The organism is Paenibacillus sepulcri, assembly GCF_042647105.1.
GTDB classification, from domain to species: domain Bacteria; phylum Bacillota; class Bacilli; order Paenibacillales; family Paenibacillaceae; genus Paenibacillus_Z; species Paenibacillus_Z sepulcri.
This window is the reverse complement of sequence record NZ_JBHRUP010000001.1, coordinates 6059939-6077922: the sequence shown is the minus strand read 5'-3', so window position 1 is coordinate 6077922 and position 17984 is coordinate 6059939. Positions and strand designations below refer to the sequence as shown.

Annotated in this window: 12 protein-coding genes; all 12 read right to left on the bottom strand. The window is 51.6% G+C overall.

Annotation, left to right across the window (positions count from 1 at the left end):
* Positions 1 to 9 precede the first annotated feature (9 nt).
* Positions 10 to 963 carry an ABC transporter permease gene (locus ACFOLF_RS26565; protein WP_210044559.1) on the bottom strand — a complete coding sequence of 318 codons (954 nt, stop codon included), beginning with the start codon at positions 961 to 963 and terminating at the stop codon, positions 10 to 12.
* Between the two features lie 237 nt (positions 964 to 1200).
* Positions 1201 to 2415, bottom strand: coding sequence for an S-layer homology domain-containing protein (locus tag ACFOLF_RS26560; RefSeq protein ID WP_210044557.1), 1215 nt, complete (start codon positions 2413 to 2415; stop codon positions 1201 to 1203).
* Positions 2416 to 2503: 88 nt separating this feature from the next.
* Positions 2504 to 5881 carry a glucuronyl esterase domain-containing protein gene (locus tag ACFOLF_RS26555; protein ID WP_210044555.1) on the bottom strand — a complete coding sequence of 1126 codons (3378 nt, stop codon included), beginning with the start codon at positions 5879 to 5881 and terminating at the stop codon, positions 2504 to 2506.
* Between the two features lie 38 nt (positions 5882 to 5919).
* Entirely contained in the window at positions 5920 to 6099 is a 180-nt protein-coding gene (locus ACFOLF_RS26550) for a hypothetical protein (protein WP_210044553.1), read from the bottom strand.
* A gap of 320 nt (positions 6100 to 6419) precedes the next feature.
* Positions 6420 to 8639, bottom strand: coding sequence for a helix-turn-helix domain-containing protein (locus ACFOLF_RS26545; RefSeq protein WP_379112995.1), 2220 nt, complete (start codon positions 8637 to 8639; stop codon positions 6420 to 6422).
* Between the two features lie 437 nt (positions 8640 to 9076).
* Entirely contained in the window at positions 9077 to 10684 is a 1608-nt protein-coding gene (locus ACFOLF_RS26540) for a response regulator (protein WP_210044548.1), read from the bottom strand.
* A gap of 296 nt (positions 10685 to 10980) precedes the next feature.
* Entirely contained in the window at positions 10981 to 12735 is a 1755-nt protein-coding gene (locus ACFOLF_RS26535) for a sensor histidine kinase (protein WP_210044546.1), read from the bottom strand.
* Positions 12736 to 12838: 103 nt separating this feature from the next.
* Positions 12839 to 13681 carry a carbohydrate ABC transporter permease gene (locus ACFOLF_RS26530; RefSeq protein WP_210044544.1) on the bottom strand — a complete coding sequence of 281 codons (843 nt, stop codon included), beginning with the start codon at positions 13679 to 13681 and terminating at the stop codon, positions 12839 to 12841.
* Complete coding sequence (locus tag ACFOLF_RS26525) at positions 13678 to 14640, bottom strand: carbohydrate ABC transporter permease (RefSeq protein WP_210044542.1); 963 nt, start codon at positions 14638 to 14640, stop codon at positions 13678 to 13680. The genes ACFOLF_RS26530 and ACFOLF_RS26525 overlap by 4 nt, the downstream gene beginning before the upstream one ends.
* 170 nt (positions 14641 to 14810) lie before the next feature.
* Entirely contained in the window at positions 14811 to 15605 is a 795-nt protein-coding gene (locus ACFOLF_RS26520) for a Nif3-like dinuclear metal center hexameric protein (protein ID WP_210044540.1), read from the bottom strand.
* Positions 15606 to 15673: 68 nt separating this feature from the next.
* Entirely contained in the window at positions 15674 to 16978 is a 1305-nt protein-coding gene (locus ACFOLF_RS26515; protein WP_210044522.1) for an ABC transporter substrate-binding protein, read from the bottom strand.
* Between the two features lie 237 nt (positions 16979 to 17215).
* Complete coding sequence (locus ACFOLF_RS26510) at positions 17216 to 17941, bottom strand: YebC/PmpR family DNA-binding transcriptional regulator (RefSeq protein WP_210044512.1); 726 nt, start codon at positions 17939 to 17941, stop codon at positions 17216 to 17218.
* Between the last annotated feature and the right edge of the window lie 43 nt (positions 17942 to 17984).

The following is a 17984-nucleotide window of genomic DNA, read 5'->3' as shown; positions in this document are numbered from 1 at the left end:
TCCTCCCCCCTACCAAATGCCTTGATCATTGACTTTGCGGGAAATAAAATCGGCAGACAGCAGAAAGATGAGCCCGACAACAGCCTGGAACAGGCCGATAGCGGTAGCGATCGTATAACGCGCCGACTGGATCCCGATCTTGTACACATAGGTGCTGATGACTTCAGATACATCCGTTACAAGGGGATTGCTCAGGACGAAAGGACGGTCAAAGCCAATGCTGGCCATATGTCCGATATTAATGATTAATAGAATGATAATCGTCGGCTTGATGCCAGGCATGGTAATATGCCAGATTTTCCGCATCCGGTTCGCTCCGTCCACATCTGCTGCTTCATACAGGTCTCTGTTGATGCCGGTCAGAGCGGCCAGATAGATGATGGTTCCCCACCCTGCGCTTTGCCATATGCCGATGCCCAGGTAAGAGAGAACCCAATACAGCGGCTCGGTCAGGAATGGAATCGCTTCCAATCCGAATGATTTTAAAATAATGTTCACGATACCGGTGTTCGTTGCGAGCAATTGGAGGGCCATCCCGCCAATAATGACCCAGGAAATGAAATGGGGCAAATACAGGATCGTCTGGGCTCCCTTCTTGAACCACTTCACACGGAGCTCGTTAAGCAGAATCGCCAGAATAATCGGGATGGGGAAGCTGATCACCAAATCCAGAAAATTCAGTACAAAGGTGTTGCGCAGCGCATTGTAGAAAGCATCCATGGCGAACACTTCCCGGAATGTCTCAAAACCGATCCAGGGGCTTGCCAGAACTCCTTTAAACATGTTGTAGTCCTTGAACGCAATAATGATGCCAAACATGGGAACATACTTGAACAAGACAAAATAAACCAAGGGCAATATCAACAGCGCATATAATTGCCAATCCCGCTTCAGCGTCTTGAAACGGATACGCCGTACGCGGACTGCCGTCTTTTCTTGCCGGCTGGTCGTTGCAGTAGCCATGGTAAGCCTCCTCTTCCTAAATGTGACAAACCGTTCTTGAGCACCAGTCTAACACCCGTCCGCCACGCTTGGAAATTAACAATAATCGGGAGGTTAACCTGACCAAAATCTGCTAGGTACCGGGGCAGTTAACACTTTTTAATGAACTTAACCTTTCTTGAAAACGGAGAATTTCCCTGGATCCACAGGCAAAACGCCGCCTAGTATGAAGATATTCTCAGCGGCGTTAGCGCTCCATCAGGAGGGAATCGTGTAAGCCGGGTCGATCTTGCCGGCTTTTTCAAGAATAATGTAAAGAATTTTGGCGGCTTCGGCGCGTGTTGTGTTGCCGAGAGGATCAAAAATGTTGTTCCCCTTGCCTGCGATGATGGAGGCCGACTGCATTTGATACACGGCAGCTTTTGCATAGCCGCCTATCAATTGATCATCCGCAAACGCAGCTTGCTTCTGTCCTGCCTTGAGATCCATGTCGAAAGTGGAAGCAAGGCGTGACATAATGACCGTGATGTCCTGACGCCTGATCGGATCGTTCGGGCCAAACGCTTTTTCGGTGTAGCCGGTCACAATCCCGTTGTCCGTGGCCCAGGCTATGGCGTTTGTATACCATCCGCCGGGTACAGTGTCCCCGAAGGTCAGCGGGCCGGCGGGCTGCGCTCCGCTGCCAAACGCGTTATAGAACATCTGCACAAATTCGGCGCGGGTGAGCTTGCCGTTCGGACTGAACTTGCCGTTTCTAACGCCGGACACAACCTGCTGTGCGGCGAGAGAAAGAATGTAGCTTTCCGCCCAGTGTCCGCTTATATCGGTGAAGCTGGGCAAACCGGCGAGAGGGACAGCATCGTCAAGCACGATCTCAATATTTGCGTTTTGCTCATCCAGGATAATGGTTTTGCCGCCGCCACTGCTGCCGCCTGTACCGGAGTTTTCTCCGCCGGGATTGGCCTCGCTGCCAGGACGGGAAATCTGAATGGTCTGCTCTTTCTTTGGAGTGGAAACCGGTTTGCCGTCGCCGTCATACCGGCTTACCGCGGGAGAAATAGAGATGGTTTCGTTCGCGTTACCCTGATAATTTAATTTCAGCACACCTACCTCAAGCTTGCCGGAGAAAACATTCTTTCCTTCTGTCGTCATCCCGCCGATAAGGTGCCGTGTGCCGTTATACTGATAAAGGCTTGTAAAACTCGGCTCCATCTCATGGCTTACATACTTTATGCCATCCGACAGTTCTACCGACATCTCCACGCCGGCATATTTTTCTTTTTCCGTGAGGGAAATCGTCACCGTGAATTCGGTCAGTGCTGTTTCCACATTGATCGGTGCTGTTTCCACATTGATCGGTGCGGCTTCGGCATTCGATGGAGCGGCATTCACCGGCAGGCCGGCCATACAAACCAATAGAACAAATGAGAGCGCAATACATACTGCGTGACGCGATTTTCTCAAAACTCTCATGATATTTTCCTCCTAAGCGTGTCGGCACCGGGATAACGTACTCCCGGCGCCGGTCACAATCTTTCCTGAATGAACGATTTGGCTGCTGTTAAAATCCTATGCTGTTGTCATTAAGAACCTGGATGAAGACCAGCAGGTCGTCTATGCCCACCTTGCCATCGCCCGTATAATCGGCGCGATAGGCGTTCTCCCGCCAGTTGCTGTCGAGGCTGGAGGCTCCATAGTAGCCGGCAACGGCATAGAAGTCGTTCCAGTCAACGACTTTGTCGTTGTTAATATCGTAGGTAAGCACCATATAGGAGCCCACCGTCACCGTCGCCGTGTTATTCAGCGGAGTGACAGCTAATTCGTTTTTGCCATTGCTTGCAAACTCAATGATGATCTCCACGCTCACGTCGCCGACATAACCCGCGGGAACGGTAAAGTTCAGATCAAGCAGGTTCAAAAGATTCTCTCCGGAGGAGATAGGAGCGCCCAGCTTGGCAACGGCAAGCTGAAGCTCCTTCTTGCCTGCGTCGTTCTTGGCGTCTACAACCGATACGCCGGATTTGCCGACTGCGCTTACGTATGTGAGATCCGCGTCGTATTTCACCCTGGCGTTGAAGCCCTGCAAGCCGGTGTAATTTCCTGCGTCTAGCGTAAATTTGACAGGTGTTTCCTTATCTTTGCTGTTGACGATGACGCTTTCCGGCACATTGACCGTGTAGATGATGCTCTCGGGCAATGTGGCCGTAATATTGAATTTGGCGGTGAAGCCGGAGAAGCTGACTGTCGCCTCTGTGGTGCCGGCTTTTTGCACCAGCGTACCGTCCTTCACGTCGGTTTCATAGCTGCTGACTGCCTTGGATGTGCCATCCTCAAAGGCTGCGGTAACAACAAGCCCCGTCAGATCAATGCGCTCGCCAACCTTGTACTCCACCTTGTTCGGCGGCGTGACGGTGATGCCGGTAACGGCCTTCGGCGCGAGATCAAAGACGTAAGGCTTGACATTAACGTTGCCCGCCGCATCCTTCAGCCGGACAAGCGTGAGTTCGCTGCCTGCAGAGAGAGGCTTGTCAAAGCCGATGGTGACGATGGTGTTGTTCTCACTCCACTGGACGGTGTAATCCTCGGCGAAACTTGTGCCGAAGCCGAAGTTCTGCGGATCCATCGGATTCGCAAAGCCTACGGATACGCTGGTATCGGCCGCCGTGATCATCGTGTTCTTGGGATTGAAGGTAACGTCTCCCAGCTTGGTGGTCGGCCACGGAAGCGATTCCGGCCTTTCGCCCGTATCGGTGTTCTTGTTCGGGAACTGCGGCCAGTTGGGACTCGGCCCGATCTTGATATTGGTGGACGGCCAGGACGGCGGCAGGACAGCCTTGGCCATGTTCAAATCATAAGAGAACTGGAAATTATAATCGGGCAATGATTCGAGTTTGACATCCTCAAGACGGACAACCCTGTTCACTCCTGCTGTATAAACGGCCGGGAAGCCGGGAACATCTTCCTGGAAGAATGAGTGCTTGTTGGTGTTGTCCGCATCGGCGCTGGAATAGCCAGTCAGGATAGAAGCGCCGTAAGGAAGAATCCAGCCGGGCTCCTGTGCTTCGTTCACGCTGGCCGGAACCGGCACGTCGTTGGCGAAGATCTTGATGGCATTCTTGTCGACCTTGCTCGTGAAGCCGAAGATCCAGCGTTGATTGTCGCCGGTGTCGTCAGCCGTGAGGCTGGTACGGAGGATACCCGTCAGGTCATAGCTCTGGAGATAGACCGTCTGGCTGTCCTTGGCCTTGCCGATGGTGGAGAGCGTGTAGCGGCCCGCCGCAACCTTGTCGGCGCTGAGGGTGAAGGTGGCGACGCCGCCAACAACATCAGCGGTATAGACGCCAGCACCCGTGTTCAACATCACCTGCGAAGCGTCGGAATACGCCTTGATCGTTGCCGGATAACCTGCTGTTACCATCTCGTTCGTGGTATAGAGTGAATATTTGCCCGGCCGTGACCATTGAATATACGAGCTGTCTACCTCAAACGGATAGCTCGACATTTCCCATACGCTGCCGTAGGTTGCCGCCGGGCGAACCGGCGGGTTGACGTTAACGCCGAGCGTATCGGGTCCTTCAACCTTGAGAGGATCGCCGTATTTTCCGCCGTGGAACTCGCGGTCCATCATAGCCAGCACATAGGCGTGGTCGCGGTCCTGAAAGGCATGCGCGCCGTCATGGACATATACGCCGATATTGCCGCCTGCGCCGAGCAGCTCATAGACCTCTTTGGCGGCGACAGTGGCAAGCACATTGGACGGGGAGCCCAGCCAATCAAAGCCTTCCCCGGTAAAGGTGATAAGCGGCCTCGGAGCGACCAGCGCCGCAAGAGCATGCGAATCAAACGGAAGCTTGTCAAGGTCAAAGCGGAAATCCTCGGCCTTGACGCCAAGCCAGTGGGCTTCGCTTGGAGACAGCAGGTTTGTCGGCTTCTCGTTGCGGAAGAAGCTGCGGTTCATGTTGGAGTTGCTGTAGGAGGCATTGGGAGCCCCGTTCGCGCTGTTCGGCACGTTGTAGTTGTAGATGCGACCCTCGGAGGAATAGCGCATGGATGCTATGCCGCCTTGACCGGGATCCACGGGCACAACAATGCTGATGCGCTCGTCGAATGCCCCGGCGAGAGCCGCGCCCTTGCCGTTGCGGGACACGCCGGTGACGACCGAGCGGGTCGGGTCGATAAGGCCTTGATACGCGCCGTTCTCTAGCGCGTCAATGGTCCGGGAGATGCCCCATGCCCATGCCATCAACGCGCCGGAATCTCCCTCGTACGTATCCTTGTTGAATGGATACAATGTGGTGTACAGGCCGGTGCGGCTGGCGTTGTCGCTGTAGATCGTGCCGGTGGGGTTGTTCATCACGGCATAGCCGTGACGCAGGAAGGCGTTGCGCATATTGGCGGAAACGCCGCCGCCTACGCCGATAACAAAGGGATAGGGAGGCGCGATGTTCGTTTCGCCGTTTTTCAGATCGGCATCGGCCACACCATCCTTGTAGGTCGGGATGTAAATGCCGGTTACGTTGTAGCTGCCGGATTTTCCGTTTTCCGGATTATTGACGGTAACCGTCAACGCTGCGTTGCTCGTGCCGAAGGTGCCGGAATAGGTGACATCCTCCTTCCTGGTCTGTTCCTTATGGCCGTAGTAGTAGTACTGCAGCTCGTCGGAGATCTCCGCCCGGCGCTGATCCCACTCTGCCTTGGTGGTCGCATAACCGTTCGTTCCCTTCGTCGGGTCAAGGAATTTAAACAGGTCAGGCAGGCCGTCGGAGCTGGGCAGCTTATTGATGTCCGTAGGGAAATACTCGCGTCCCGCGGGAGGCTGGGCTTGGGACGGACCCTGGTTGGATGGATAATACGCATTTGTAGCGAAGACGGAGGGCACCATTGAGAAGCTCAGAAGTACGCCCAGGATGGCACTTAACAGTTTTTTCTTGGTTTTCATGCATCTTCCTCCTGTTTTTTTGAATAGGCATTATTCATTTACATTGGAACCTGCCAACAGCCAGAGCTTCGGTTCCATTGATCCGCTGCTGTTTGCTTGACCTTGCAGTTTAAGGCAGCAATGCCGCTTGGAAGCAGCTCCACCTCCCTTTCGAAATCAGCTGTTTTTTTGCCTTGCCAGCGGCACGGCCAGAAATGAAATCGCTTCCATTCCTTCAAATCATGTTCCCCCTGCCGGTGCCGTTTGTTCGCTTCGAGCGATTGCCAATCCCGCTGTCATCTATTAACAGCGGACATGCCATGCGCGGCTGCTGTCTTCTTGCCTGTTTGCCGGTGCAGCAGCCGCATGAGCCCTCCCCTTCCTGATTGTGGCAAACATTCTTGACCACCAATCTAACACCCGTCCGCCACACTTGGAAATTAACAATAATTGGGCAACTAACCCGCACCAAACAAGCCCTGCACAACGTGATTATTACGATTTAAACAGACTTAACCTTTCTTGGAAACCGGGGAATTTCCCCGGAAAACGCAGTAATCTAACGGTCAGAACGGTGCAGGCTGCGGTATTCTCCGGGAGGGAGGTTGTACAGCTTCTTGAAGGCCCGGTGGAAGGAAATGACATGATTGTATCCGACCTTCTCCGCGATGCTTAAGATGGGTTCATCCGACTCCACGAGCAGCCGTTTGGCATGGCCAAACCGCAGCTTCAGTACATAGTCGATAAACTTCTCTCCGAGCTCTTCTTTGAACAAATGACTGAGCGTGCTGGACTCCAGGCCGAATCTGTCGCTAATCTGTATGAGCGACAGGCCCGGGTCCGCGTAATGCTCATCAATATAATTTTTCACCTGGACGGCAACGCTATGATGCTTTCTGTTGATGCGCTGCCGCATGAGCTCGCCTTCGAGCTTTTCCATTGCAGCCGTCAGCTGCTCCTGCAGCTCAGCCAGCGTTTCGGAATCGTCCACCAGCTCCTCGAATAAAAGCTCATAATACTCCATCCACAGGAGCTGAATATCCGGGGACAACATGCCTAGCTCTTTCGTCAGCTGCCTCGTCACATTGCTCATAAACTCCGCCATCGCCTGTTTGGTCACCAAAGTCGCATTCATCGATTCGAAAATTCGAATGAGCTTCTCCTTCCAGCTCTTCTCGTCTTTCCGGAAGGACTGCGTCATATCCTGAACGGCCTGGAAATAGAAATAGGCATCCCCGTCAGCCTTAGTTTGCCTCATTCGATTATCGATAACGGTATTCGTTCCGAAAACCGCTTTATAGGCGACATTTTCCTGCGCATTGCGGCAGGATTGAACGATCATAGGGACGGAACTTGATTCTTCGCCGATCCCAGCCGAAACGGTCAGCTCCAGATGGCGGTTGATCCATGTCCGAAAATCCTCGCATATCAATCGCATCGTGTCGCCGTATGGCGTTTCCGATTCAAACAAATGAACGGCAAACACAATTTGATAAGGCTTCATCCAGGCATGCCATACGAACAAATCCCGCTGCTGGGCCAGCTCCCGGAAAGCGCTTTCCAAAATGAATTTCAATAGATGCTGGTCGCTCTGCTTATACTTTTTGGTAAATGCACGATAATGATCGATTTCCAGCGCGACGACACCAAGACGGTCGAATGCATGCGGCAGGCTGAGTGCGGCCATTTGCCGCTCCCACTCGGCCTGGCTTGATGTCCGGTGTCCCGCCAAAAGCTCCTGAAACAGCTGCTGCTGGCGCAGCGCCGTGTCTTCTTTATACAGATTGTCGTAATCAAGCGACTTTTTGAGCAAATGATCCAGTGCGGTCTCGATGAAAGCAAACTCGTTGCGGGGGGTCTTCCTGCCAATCTCTTCGCCTTTGCGGGCCGTATAACCGCCGACCTTCCCGAAGATAGCCTCAAGCGGCTTGTAGTGCATATGGGTAATGAATGTAAATCCGCCGAGCGCAAGCACGATCATGATCAGCACGACAATTACCCAAACATTCGAGAGAAAGGACAGCACAGTAAACTGCTTCGCATGCACGCTGTCGGTATAGTAATACCATCCCGTATAGGGGGAATGAGCATATAATTGCGGCGGATCGACCGCTGCGCTTCCTGTTTGAAAAGGCTGTCGCTCCGAATCCAGCAATCGGACGGAGCCGCTGCTTTTCTCAACGAAACTGTTCAGAAACTCGACGATGGAGCCGGTATAAATGCTGACGACCACCGCTCCTTGCTTCAACGATGCGTTCGGGAATAACTTGACGAGAGAAACGACCTTCTGGGGATTATGGTCCGGCATTGACAGGGAATAAGCCCTCGGGTTCGTCCAGCCGGACAATCCCTGGCTGCCGTAGGCAGACATCAGAAACGGCTTGTCGGCAAACGACGCCAGCTGATAGGCTCCCGAGTCGGCTAGTACCCGCCTGTCGGACTCCTTGTACAGATAGATGGAATGGACAAAAGGAAACAACGATTTCAAATCGATCAGGTTCTTTTGAATGACGAAGTAATCATAGACGGTTTTGGGCCTGTCGGAGAAATAGTCCTGTATCGCGTTATTATTCACCAGTCCGCTGACGACGTTGCGTTCGATCAGCTTCAGGTTCGCATCGGTATTGCGCATCATTTGCTCGACAATCGTTCGATTCGTATCCATGTATCGGTTCTCGGAGGCATTATTGAGCACGGTGAAAAACACAAAAATAATGGAAGAAATAACTACGAAGAAAATCGGAGTATACGAAAGCAGCATGCGGTAATACCAATTCATCCTCAATCGAATCCACGCTCCTGTTCTCGGCGTTTCGATTAGAAAAAAAAGCAGAAGGTCAGTCGGGAATCGCCACCGGGTATGTAATGGGGTACGGATTATTACGCTTTAATGATTGTATCGGTCACCACCCTCTCACGCTCACCTGACGAGCAAATCAGACTATGGGGAAAATTGTATCAACTACGGATAGAAATTCATATGCGAATGATGCACGATTTGCTTTAAAATAGCACGATATTTGTAAGCGTATACATTTATTTATCGGAAGATCGAGAGGCCTTTCCATTTTCTCCGGGTTAAATGGTTTGCCTTTTTATTGAACATCAGGAAGAAAGGCATGCCGAAATTCCGGATTCAACATCTGGAATTCAAGCATGCCTTTCTGATTTGCTAAAATTGAAATTGTCATACATGGCGGGGCAGGCCGGGCTTCCTCACAGCTCTGTTGGGTTCATGCCGGTGATTTTTTTGAACAGGGTGCTGAAATAGGGGACATTCTTATACCCGACCCGCTCAGCTACCTCGTATACCATCAGATTCTGCTCAAGCAGCAGCTCTCTCGCCTTCTCTATCCGCACCCGGGTAAGATAGTTGTTGAAGGTTTCACCCGTCATATTTTTGAAAATAATGGATAAATGATTCCGCGAAATAAACACCTTGTCCGACAGCTCGGCAAGAGTCACTTCCTCCGCGTAATGCTCATGAATAAAATGCGTCATAAAGTCTACGACCTGCCTGTGCTTGCTGCTCCCCTTCCACTGCCGGTTGCTGCAAATCACGGATATTTTGGTTGTGAGCCATTCCGCCAATTGCTCCGGCCGGGTCAGGCCGAACAATTCTTTGGCAATCTGATCATTCGCGAACAGATCGTCAAGCACCAGGCCGGCTTCATACAGGCAATACGTAAAAATGCCCCATAGCTCGCTTCCCAGCATCTGTATATAATCCTGCGTCATCCCGCCTTGCTTCTCCAGCTTTCCGATATAATCGGCAACAAGCTGATGCGCTTCGGCCTCCTTGGACGCTTTGATGGCGCTTGCCAGCTTATAAGAGAATTTGACGGGAAACAGGACAACCGATTCCTGCTCTCTTATTTTCTGTCTGTAAGCAAACAAATCGTAAGCAGGGACAACCCGCCGGTCCCTCAAATCAATAGCTCGGAAGGCTTCCTCCGTCGAATCCGGGATTTTCACCCATGCCCCTTTAACGCCACCGATCCCGACGCGAATAACCAGCTTCAGGTAAAGCTTGATGCTGTCGATCAGTTTCAGGCCCAGTTCCTCCAGCTTCTTCTCCACCTGCTCCGGGCTTCCGGCTCCCGGGTGGACGATGATCAGCGCTCTTGTGCTGTGGAGCTCCGTGTATTCCATATGGGGGAACACTTTACCGGCGACCTCGCATGCGATATTGCTGATAGCAAAACGAAACAGGTTCCAGTCAGACAGGGAAAGCTCGCTTGCACGAACATCGCGGACCAGATCAATGCCGAGCGTTGCATGATTGCTCTCCAGCCAGTAGAGGTAAGGCTGCGGCAGATGGCTGCCATTCTGGTAGGAGCTGTCCAGTGTGCCGACCGCAGCCGATCGCACCCACTCCTTCTCGATGAAAGGCTCGTACAGCATCAGCTTATGCTCAAGCTCGCCTTGCCGGACTCTTTTCTCTTCTTCTTCCACCAGCTCCTGAATAACTTTACCTATTATCGATTTTAAAGTCGGCACGCTGATCGGCTTGGATACATAATCGCTTACGTTATGCCTCAGCGCCTGTCTGGCATGCTCGAAATCCGAATATCCGCTAAGAATAATGATTTTGCCGTTAAACCCTTCCTTCCGCAGCTGCTCCATCATATCCAGGCCGTTCATCACCGGCATATAAATATCGGTGATCACAATATCCGGTTGGGTCTCCCGGATCAAGTCCAGTCCGTCTTCGCCGTTCAAGGCTTCCCCCGCCCACTGCGCATTCAGCTCATCCCAGGGAATAACGCGCTTCATTCCTTGCAGCACATGGCGTTCATCGTCAATGATGGCAATCTTCCACACAAAACCGACCTCCTTTAACTTCAACAGCAGCGAAGAAATCGCTTTCACTCTTTATACTACCAATCCGTATCAGACATGCAAATCTTAGAAGTCCGGTGAAAAAATCTGGCTGCGCATGCGAAAAACGTCTTCCGATCGCTGTTGTACCCCTGAATTTTTTGATTTTGGGTAGCTTCATTTGTTAAATTCGGGGTACAAAGGCGAGCGCTACGCTTCTCCAGACTATTTCCGCCTGCTCCGCCAGTTGATCACCGGATTTCTAGAGATTCACGCTTTATTTTTTAAAGCTTAACTATTTACACGGGATTGTTATCTGCCTGCTCTTTAGGCTGCGGCTCGGTCAGCAGCGGAAGGGTAATTTCGACCCTGGTTCCCCCTTCTTCCCGATCCGTCAGGACAACACCATAGCAATCTCCGAAATAACCGGCGATTCTTTCCCGCACATTACGGATGCCATAGCCTCCCGTTCGACGTTTCTGTTTCCCCTCCGCCACGCGCTTGAGTCCGGTACCGTCATCATCAATGATGATTTGTAAAGAATGGTTCCTGCTGCTCATCTGAATACGGATGTGACCGTTAATTCGCTTATTAAAGCCGTGGACGACCGAATTCTCCACGAACGGTTGAAGGGTTAGCTTCGGAATAAACAAATGCTGGATGTCTTGTGGAACCTCTATCGTATACTGCAATCCGCCTCCCCAGCGCAGCTGCTGGATCTCCAAATAGCAATTGATATGCTCAAGCTCCTCGCTGATTGTGATAAAGCTCTCGCCATTGGACAAGCCGATCCGGAACATACGCCCCATCAGCTCCAGAATCCGGCTGAGCTCGCCCTGTCCGGCTTCAATGGCCATCCAGTTGAGCTGATCCAGCATATTGTACAGAAAATGCGGGTTGATATTGGCCTGCAGCGCCTCAATCTCGGCTTTTTTCTGCTGCTCATACCGGCGTTGAACGGAAAGATACAATTCCTCGATGCGCTCATTCTGCTTGCGGTAACCGGCAAACAAATAACCGAATTCATTCTCGTAATCCGCCGGGAGCTCCACATTGTTTCCGCTTACAGAATACTGTCTCATCGCCGTTACCATCTCTTTGATTGGCTTCGTGAACTGTCCGCTTAGATAGTGGGTAAGCAGCAGCACCAACAGAACGGCTGCAATGCCAATAAGTACAATCACCTCGGCCAACTGGAAGCTGCTTGCCGTAATTTGATCCCATGGCGTGATTTCCACCAAAGTCCAACTGGAATCAGTCAGCTTCGAATAAACAAGGAGTGAATCACGCACCTCCGGATTTCCCCGGATATGGACATAACCGGATTGGTCGCTTTTGACATCGATCCATTTGGACAGCTCCGTCTGATTCAGCGCCTGGCCGATCTTCAGAAACTGCTGCCCCTCGGTGTTCGTCATCATACGATTCGATCCCGAGGAATTGCCCGTCAGCAGCGTCTGAATTTCCTTGGCCTTCACATGAACGACAAGCACACCTAAATATTTGTCTTCATACACAATCTTTCTGGCAAAGCTTAGCACGGGAACATCGCCTTGAAAGCTCGGAATCTCATGTTCGCTGGACCACGCAAAATCGCTGTTGACGAGATATTGAGACCAATCCTGTTTATTCAGATCCCTGATATTGCGAAATTGGATATAGCTTTTGGCATCCCCGCTTTGAGGGCGGTCCATGTACAAATCGATCCCCTGGATAAGCGGTATGGAATAGGTCAGATTCGCCAGCGCGCGTTCAACTCCCACGTACCCCCGGTACCGGTCAAATTCATCCTGCGTGTTCACAAGAAAGGTGATCAGCTCATTGTCCCGGGAGGTAGACAGCGAGATTTGCTCGATCATGACAAGACGCGTCGTGATTTCATTATTCAGCTCATCGAGCAATTGTTGCTGGTAGTGGGAGGTGGTCCGCACAAGCGCCTTCGACGAAATGTTGTAGCTTGTCCATGCGACGAAGGCAAGGACTACTATGATCAGCAAGGCGAAGCTGCGGAAGAAGAGGCGGTCGATTCTGAATTTTTTGAACGGATTGGTCATGCCGATTCACTTCCTTTATCTTCCGTCTCAGGCGAAAGAAACGGTAAAGCCGCGAATGAGATTCGCCGCTTTACCGCTATTGGACTCCTGATTGTTCTTCATCTTATCCTTTTATCCCGGTTGTTGCAATTCCTTCAACAAAATACTTCTGCAGGAACATAAAGACGAGCGTGGCAGGAATGATGGATACAAGCGACATCGCCAGCAGCTGGCCCCATTGCTGGGCGGATTGGGAATCGTTGATCATCCTCAGCGCCAGGCCGACCGTATATTTGTCTACCGAGTTGATGTACAGCAGATGACCGAGGAAATCGTCCCAATTCCACAGGAAGCAGAAGATCATGACGGTAACGATAGCAGGCTTGGTCAGGGGCATGACGACTCTCCAATAAATATCGAACCAGGTGCAGCCGTCCATTTTGGCCGATTCGTCAAGCTCTCTCGGAATCCCGCGCACAAATTGAATCAGCAGGAAGACAAAGAACGTTCCGCCCGCCCCGCTTGCCAGCAGGTGAGGCACGATAAACGGCAGATACGTGTTTACCCAGCCCAGCTGATAAAACAAGGCATATTGCGGAATAATCAGCACCTGTCCCGGCATCATCAGCGTCAGCATGAGCAGAGCGAACCAGAAGCTTTTGAGCGGAAAGTCCAGCCTTGCGAATCCGAACGCAACAAGCGTGCTGGAAATAAGCGTAGCAATGAGCACGGCAAGCTCCAGTCCGAATGTGTTGAGATAAAAATCCGTGAAGGAATGCCCGGGAACCGAGTTCCAGCCTTTTACAAAGTTGCTCCATTGGGGTACGGAAGGGAAGATGTTCGGCGAGCTAAGCTCGCTGTTTTGTTTGAGCGATGCGCCGATCCACCAAAGGACCGGGTACAGCATCAAGACGCTGAAGACGATCATGAAAATATGCCGGACAGCCAGACTCCATTTTTTTGTCATTTGCGCTTTCTCCCTCCCGGCTGTGCTTCGTAGAACACCCAATATTTCGAGGTGCCGGCGATAACGATCGTTGCCACCACAATGATGACGAGCATAACCCAGGCCAATGCCGAGGAGTAGCCCAGCTGATACCGGCTGAATGCCCGCTCATACAAGTAAAGGGCATAGACATAGGTGGAGTTCATCGGTCCCCCGTTCGTAATGACAAAAGCCGAGGTGAACATCTGGAACGCGCCGATAACGGCCATGACAAGATTGAAGTACAAGATCGGCGAAAGCATGGGCAGCGTAATTCTGAAAAATTGAATGGGCTTGTTGGCGCCGTCCACCGACGAGGCTTCGTACAGATCATTTGGAATCTGCTTCAGCCCTGCAAGAAAAATGACCATGGTCGAGCCGAATTGCCAGACCGTGAGCAGAACGAGCGTCCCCAGTGCCGTATCGGGGCTTGTGATCCATCCTTTTCCCTCTATGCCGAAGACCGCAATAATTTTATTGAATATCCCATCAACGCCGAAAATATTCCGCCACAGCAGCGACACCGCTATGCTTCCGCCAATCAGCGAAGGGAAATAGATCGCTGTGCGGTAGAAGCTGATGCCCTTTATCGCCTTATTAAGCACCAATGCTACGAACAGGGCAGCGGCGAGCTTCAACGGAACGGACGCAATGACGTACATGAATGTTACTTTTACGGACTGCACGAATTTGGGATCCTCCGTAAATATAAGCTCGTAGTTGCGGGTGCCTACCCATTTGATGGGCTCCATCAAGGTGTAGTCGGTAAGCGAATAATACAATGACAAGAATAGCGGATACGCGGTAAGTCCGATAAAGCCGAGCAGCCAAGGTGAAATAAACAAGTAGCCCGCAACGGGAGCGTTCCATCTGCTTGGGGTAGAACGCTTTTTCCTGGCGTTCTCAGTAATGTTTGCGGTAACGGCTGTGGAACGTTTCATGTGTAGTCACCTCTTGTAATCAATTTTATACTTTAAGTATAAAGGCGGGTTCCCATAGACTAAAGGAGAGGAATCCTCGAATTCTTTCAAAATATAACGAAAAAAAAAGAAGAAGCGGTATTCTCGCCGCTTCTTCCAGAAGGTCCCGCGGTCACGCCGCTCCCCCGGGGTTACACCATTCGGAAGACATGCTTCCCGGAAATAAAATGAACCGGAATCGCAGGAAACCAGTCTTCGATCCGCTTGGACAGATACTTCATGCCGGGTTCTTCGCTTTGGGCATGACCCAGCATGATCAAAGCCTTCCGTCTCTGCTGATGGACAGCATCGCGCACATATTCCGGAGTCTCCCATTCCGGGCCTTCCCCTGCTATAATCAAGTCCACATTCTCTTTCCCCAAGAGCGGGATGGACAAGGCGCCTCCGCCTCTGTACCCTGCCAGCAACCCGATCCGGGTACATGTCAAGGATAAATCCCCGACCACGCGTACGTAGGGGATGTCCAGATTGCGCTTCGCGCATTCGGCTATTTCTTGGACAGTCATAGCCGGAACAGTGACAATTGAAGCCGCCGGCTGATGCTCAATCACACAGGATGCCCAGCCCAATTCCTCGACTAACCCTGCCATAATCCCGTCAGGCCGATAACGGTGCCAATAATCGTGAAACCTGTAAATAGCGATGCAGGACTCATCGACAAGCTTTTGTTTTTGCTGATAGACCGGATCATGCTGCAGGGCTTCGCCTTGGTTATGGTGGCTGTAAAATGTTCCCTCATGCGAGATAATCAAATTCGCTCCCGCTGCAATTGCCTGTTCAATCACGTCCTGCGTCGCCATGAACGTGGTTGCGATTCCTTTCACAGCTGTGGACGGATCTCCTGACTCCAGCCCGTCTACCGTTTGCTCAAGCCGGTCAACGGGCTCCGTTAGTTTGTTCAAGACGTCATTAATGCATATCGTCATGGCTGCCTCCCCTTCAATAACGCCAGGCCCGGAACAATGCCTGTTCCGGGCCTCACGTTCTTTATTTGTTATTCATATGCCTTTGCTGCCGACTTCAGCTGCTCGAAAGCCTGCTCCGGTGTTATTTTGTTGAAGCTGAGCGAATCGCGGACAAGCGGCCAATCCTTGTCCACATAGTTCGTCCAGCCCCCAGGTCCGGCTGTCCAGGTTTGTCCGTCCTTCTCCGTTTCGCGAAGAAGCCCCATGCCGACTTTATCGATATCGCTCATACTGGCTTCCAGTGCGGCCGCATTGTCCTTATTAACCGGCAGCCCGCGCGAGGTCTTCAATATTTTAGCCGCCTCGGGGTCGTTTACGAACCAATTGACGAATTTTTTGGCTTCGTCTGTTTTCTTGGAGGCTGCGGAAACGGCCAGATACATGGAAGGCTTGAGCCATCCTCCCGCTTCTGTCGAACGAGGCATTTCTACAAGCGCGTAAGCTCCCTGCTTTAAGCTGTCCCATGAACCGTAATTATTGGAAAAACTGAAACGAATGAGAATCTTGCCGGCAACCATCAGATCCAGCTGGGGATCAAATTCTTTGTCTGATGAATTGATATCTGCCGGAGGAACGATTCCTTCCTTGCGCAGCTCCTCGAATTTTTTGGTCCATTCCAGAAAGGTAGCCTCATCAACGTTGAATTTGCCGTCCTTCGACACAATCGTGCCTTTGCCTTTGCTGTACTGGAATGCCGAATAGGCAAAATAGTCGCCTGCATAATCCTTGGTAAAGTACTGTCCGTCCGGCAGCTTGCTTTTGGTTTCCTCCGCCAACGCGAAGAAATCGTCCCACGTCCAGTCATTGGCAGGCGTTTTAACTCCGAGCTTATCCAGCGCCGCCTTGTCGAAGATCATTCCATAAGCGACAGAACCCAGCGGCACGGCGTATTGATTGCCGTCTGCTTGTCCTCCGGCCAGCAATTTCGGATCAATTTTACTTACATCGACTTCTGGCGTCAAGAGCGCCAATTGATTACGGGCCGCCCAATCCGGAGTCCAGCCCGGATCCAGTTGAATAACATCCGGCGCGTTATTGGCCGCAGCCTGCGTTGACAGCTTGTCCAGATAACCGTCTATGCCGGAATACTCCGGTTCGAACGTAACATTCGGATTATTTTTCGTGTACAGATCAAGCGCCGCCAGTGTTGCCTCATGCCGCTCCTGGGCACCCCACCACATAATGCGCAGCTTGACCGGCTTATCTCCCGTTTCTGCTGCAGAGCCCGCAGACTCCGAACCGTTGTTTGGCTCATTTCCGCCGCCGCATGCGGCCAGCAAGCCCACTAAAGCAATTGCAACGAAGACTGTCAGAGAACGCTTCCATTTCAACATCGTTAACCCTCCTGTTTTTGAACAATGAATATCCTGCTCTGCTATTAAGAGTAACAAGTTAGCATGAAAGTTCATATAAGAGCGATGCACGAATTATTTTAAAATAGCCCGATTTCTCAGGATCAGTTCACCCGCCCGGCCGGAGGCTGCGGGGCTATAAGGTCAAAAAAAGCCGCGTTATACGCGGCTTCCCGTGGAATGATCCTGATTTTGAATCCCGCCAGCATGGTTCACAAGCTAGTCCGATTCGCCCAGATCCACATTGTGATAGACCTGTTGAACATCCTCCAAATCCTCCAGCGCGTCAATTAATTTCTCGAATTGCGCCTGGGAATCCTCTGGAAGAGTTACGTAATTCTGGGCAAGCATGGTCAGCTCCGCAACGGTAAATTCGGTAATACCGGCATTTTTGAACGCCTCCTGGACGGCATGGAATTGATCGGGCTCGGCATAAACAATAATGATCCCGTCTTCCTCCACAATGTCCCTCACATCAACGTCAGATTCCAGCAATAGCTCCATGACCTCATCCAATGATTTGTCCGCCAGGCCAAAAACAGCCGTTGAATCGAACATATACGATACCGAACCGCTAACTCCCATGCTGCCGCCATTCTTATTAAATGCGGAGCGAACCTCCGGAGCCGTGCGGTTTACGTTATTCGTCAACGTATCCACGATGACCATTGAGCCGTTTGGCCCGAAGCCCTCGTACCGCAGTTCTACATAGTTTTCATCGCCGCTGCCTTTTGCTTTTTCAATCGCGCGGTCAATGATCGCTTTTGGCACATTGTATGTTTTAGCCCGTTCGAGTACAACCCTCAGCGTCCGGTTTGATTCCGGATCGGGCTCGCCCTTCTTGGCCGCCACATAAATTTCCAGGCCAAACTTTGCATAAATACGGCTCACGTTCGCATCCTTGGATGCTTTCTTTTCTTTAATATTGTTCCACTTACGTCCCATACTGTCCCCGCTTTCTACTTTGCTTTACATTAATTATAGCCGA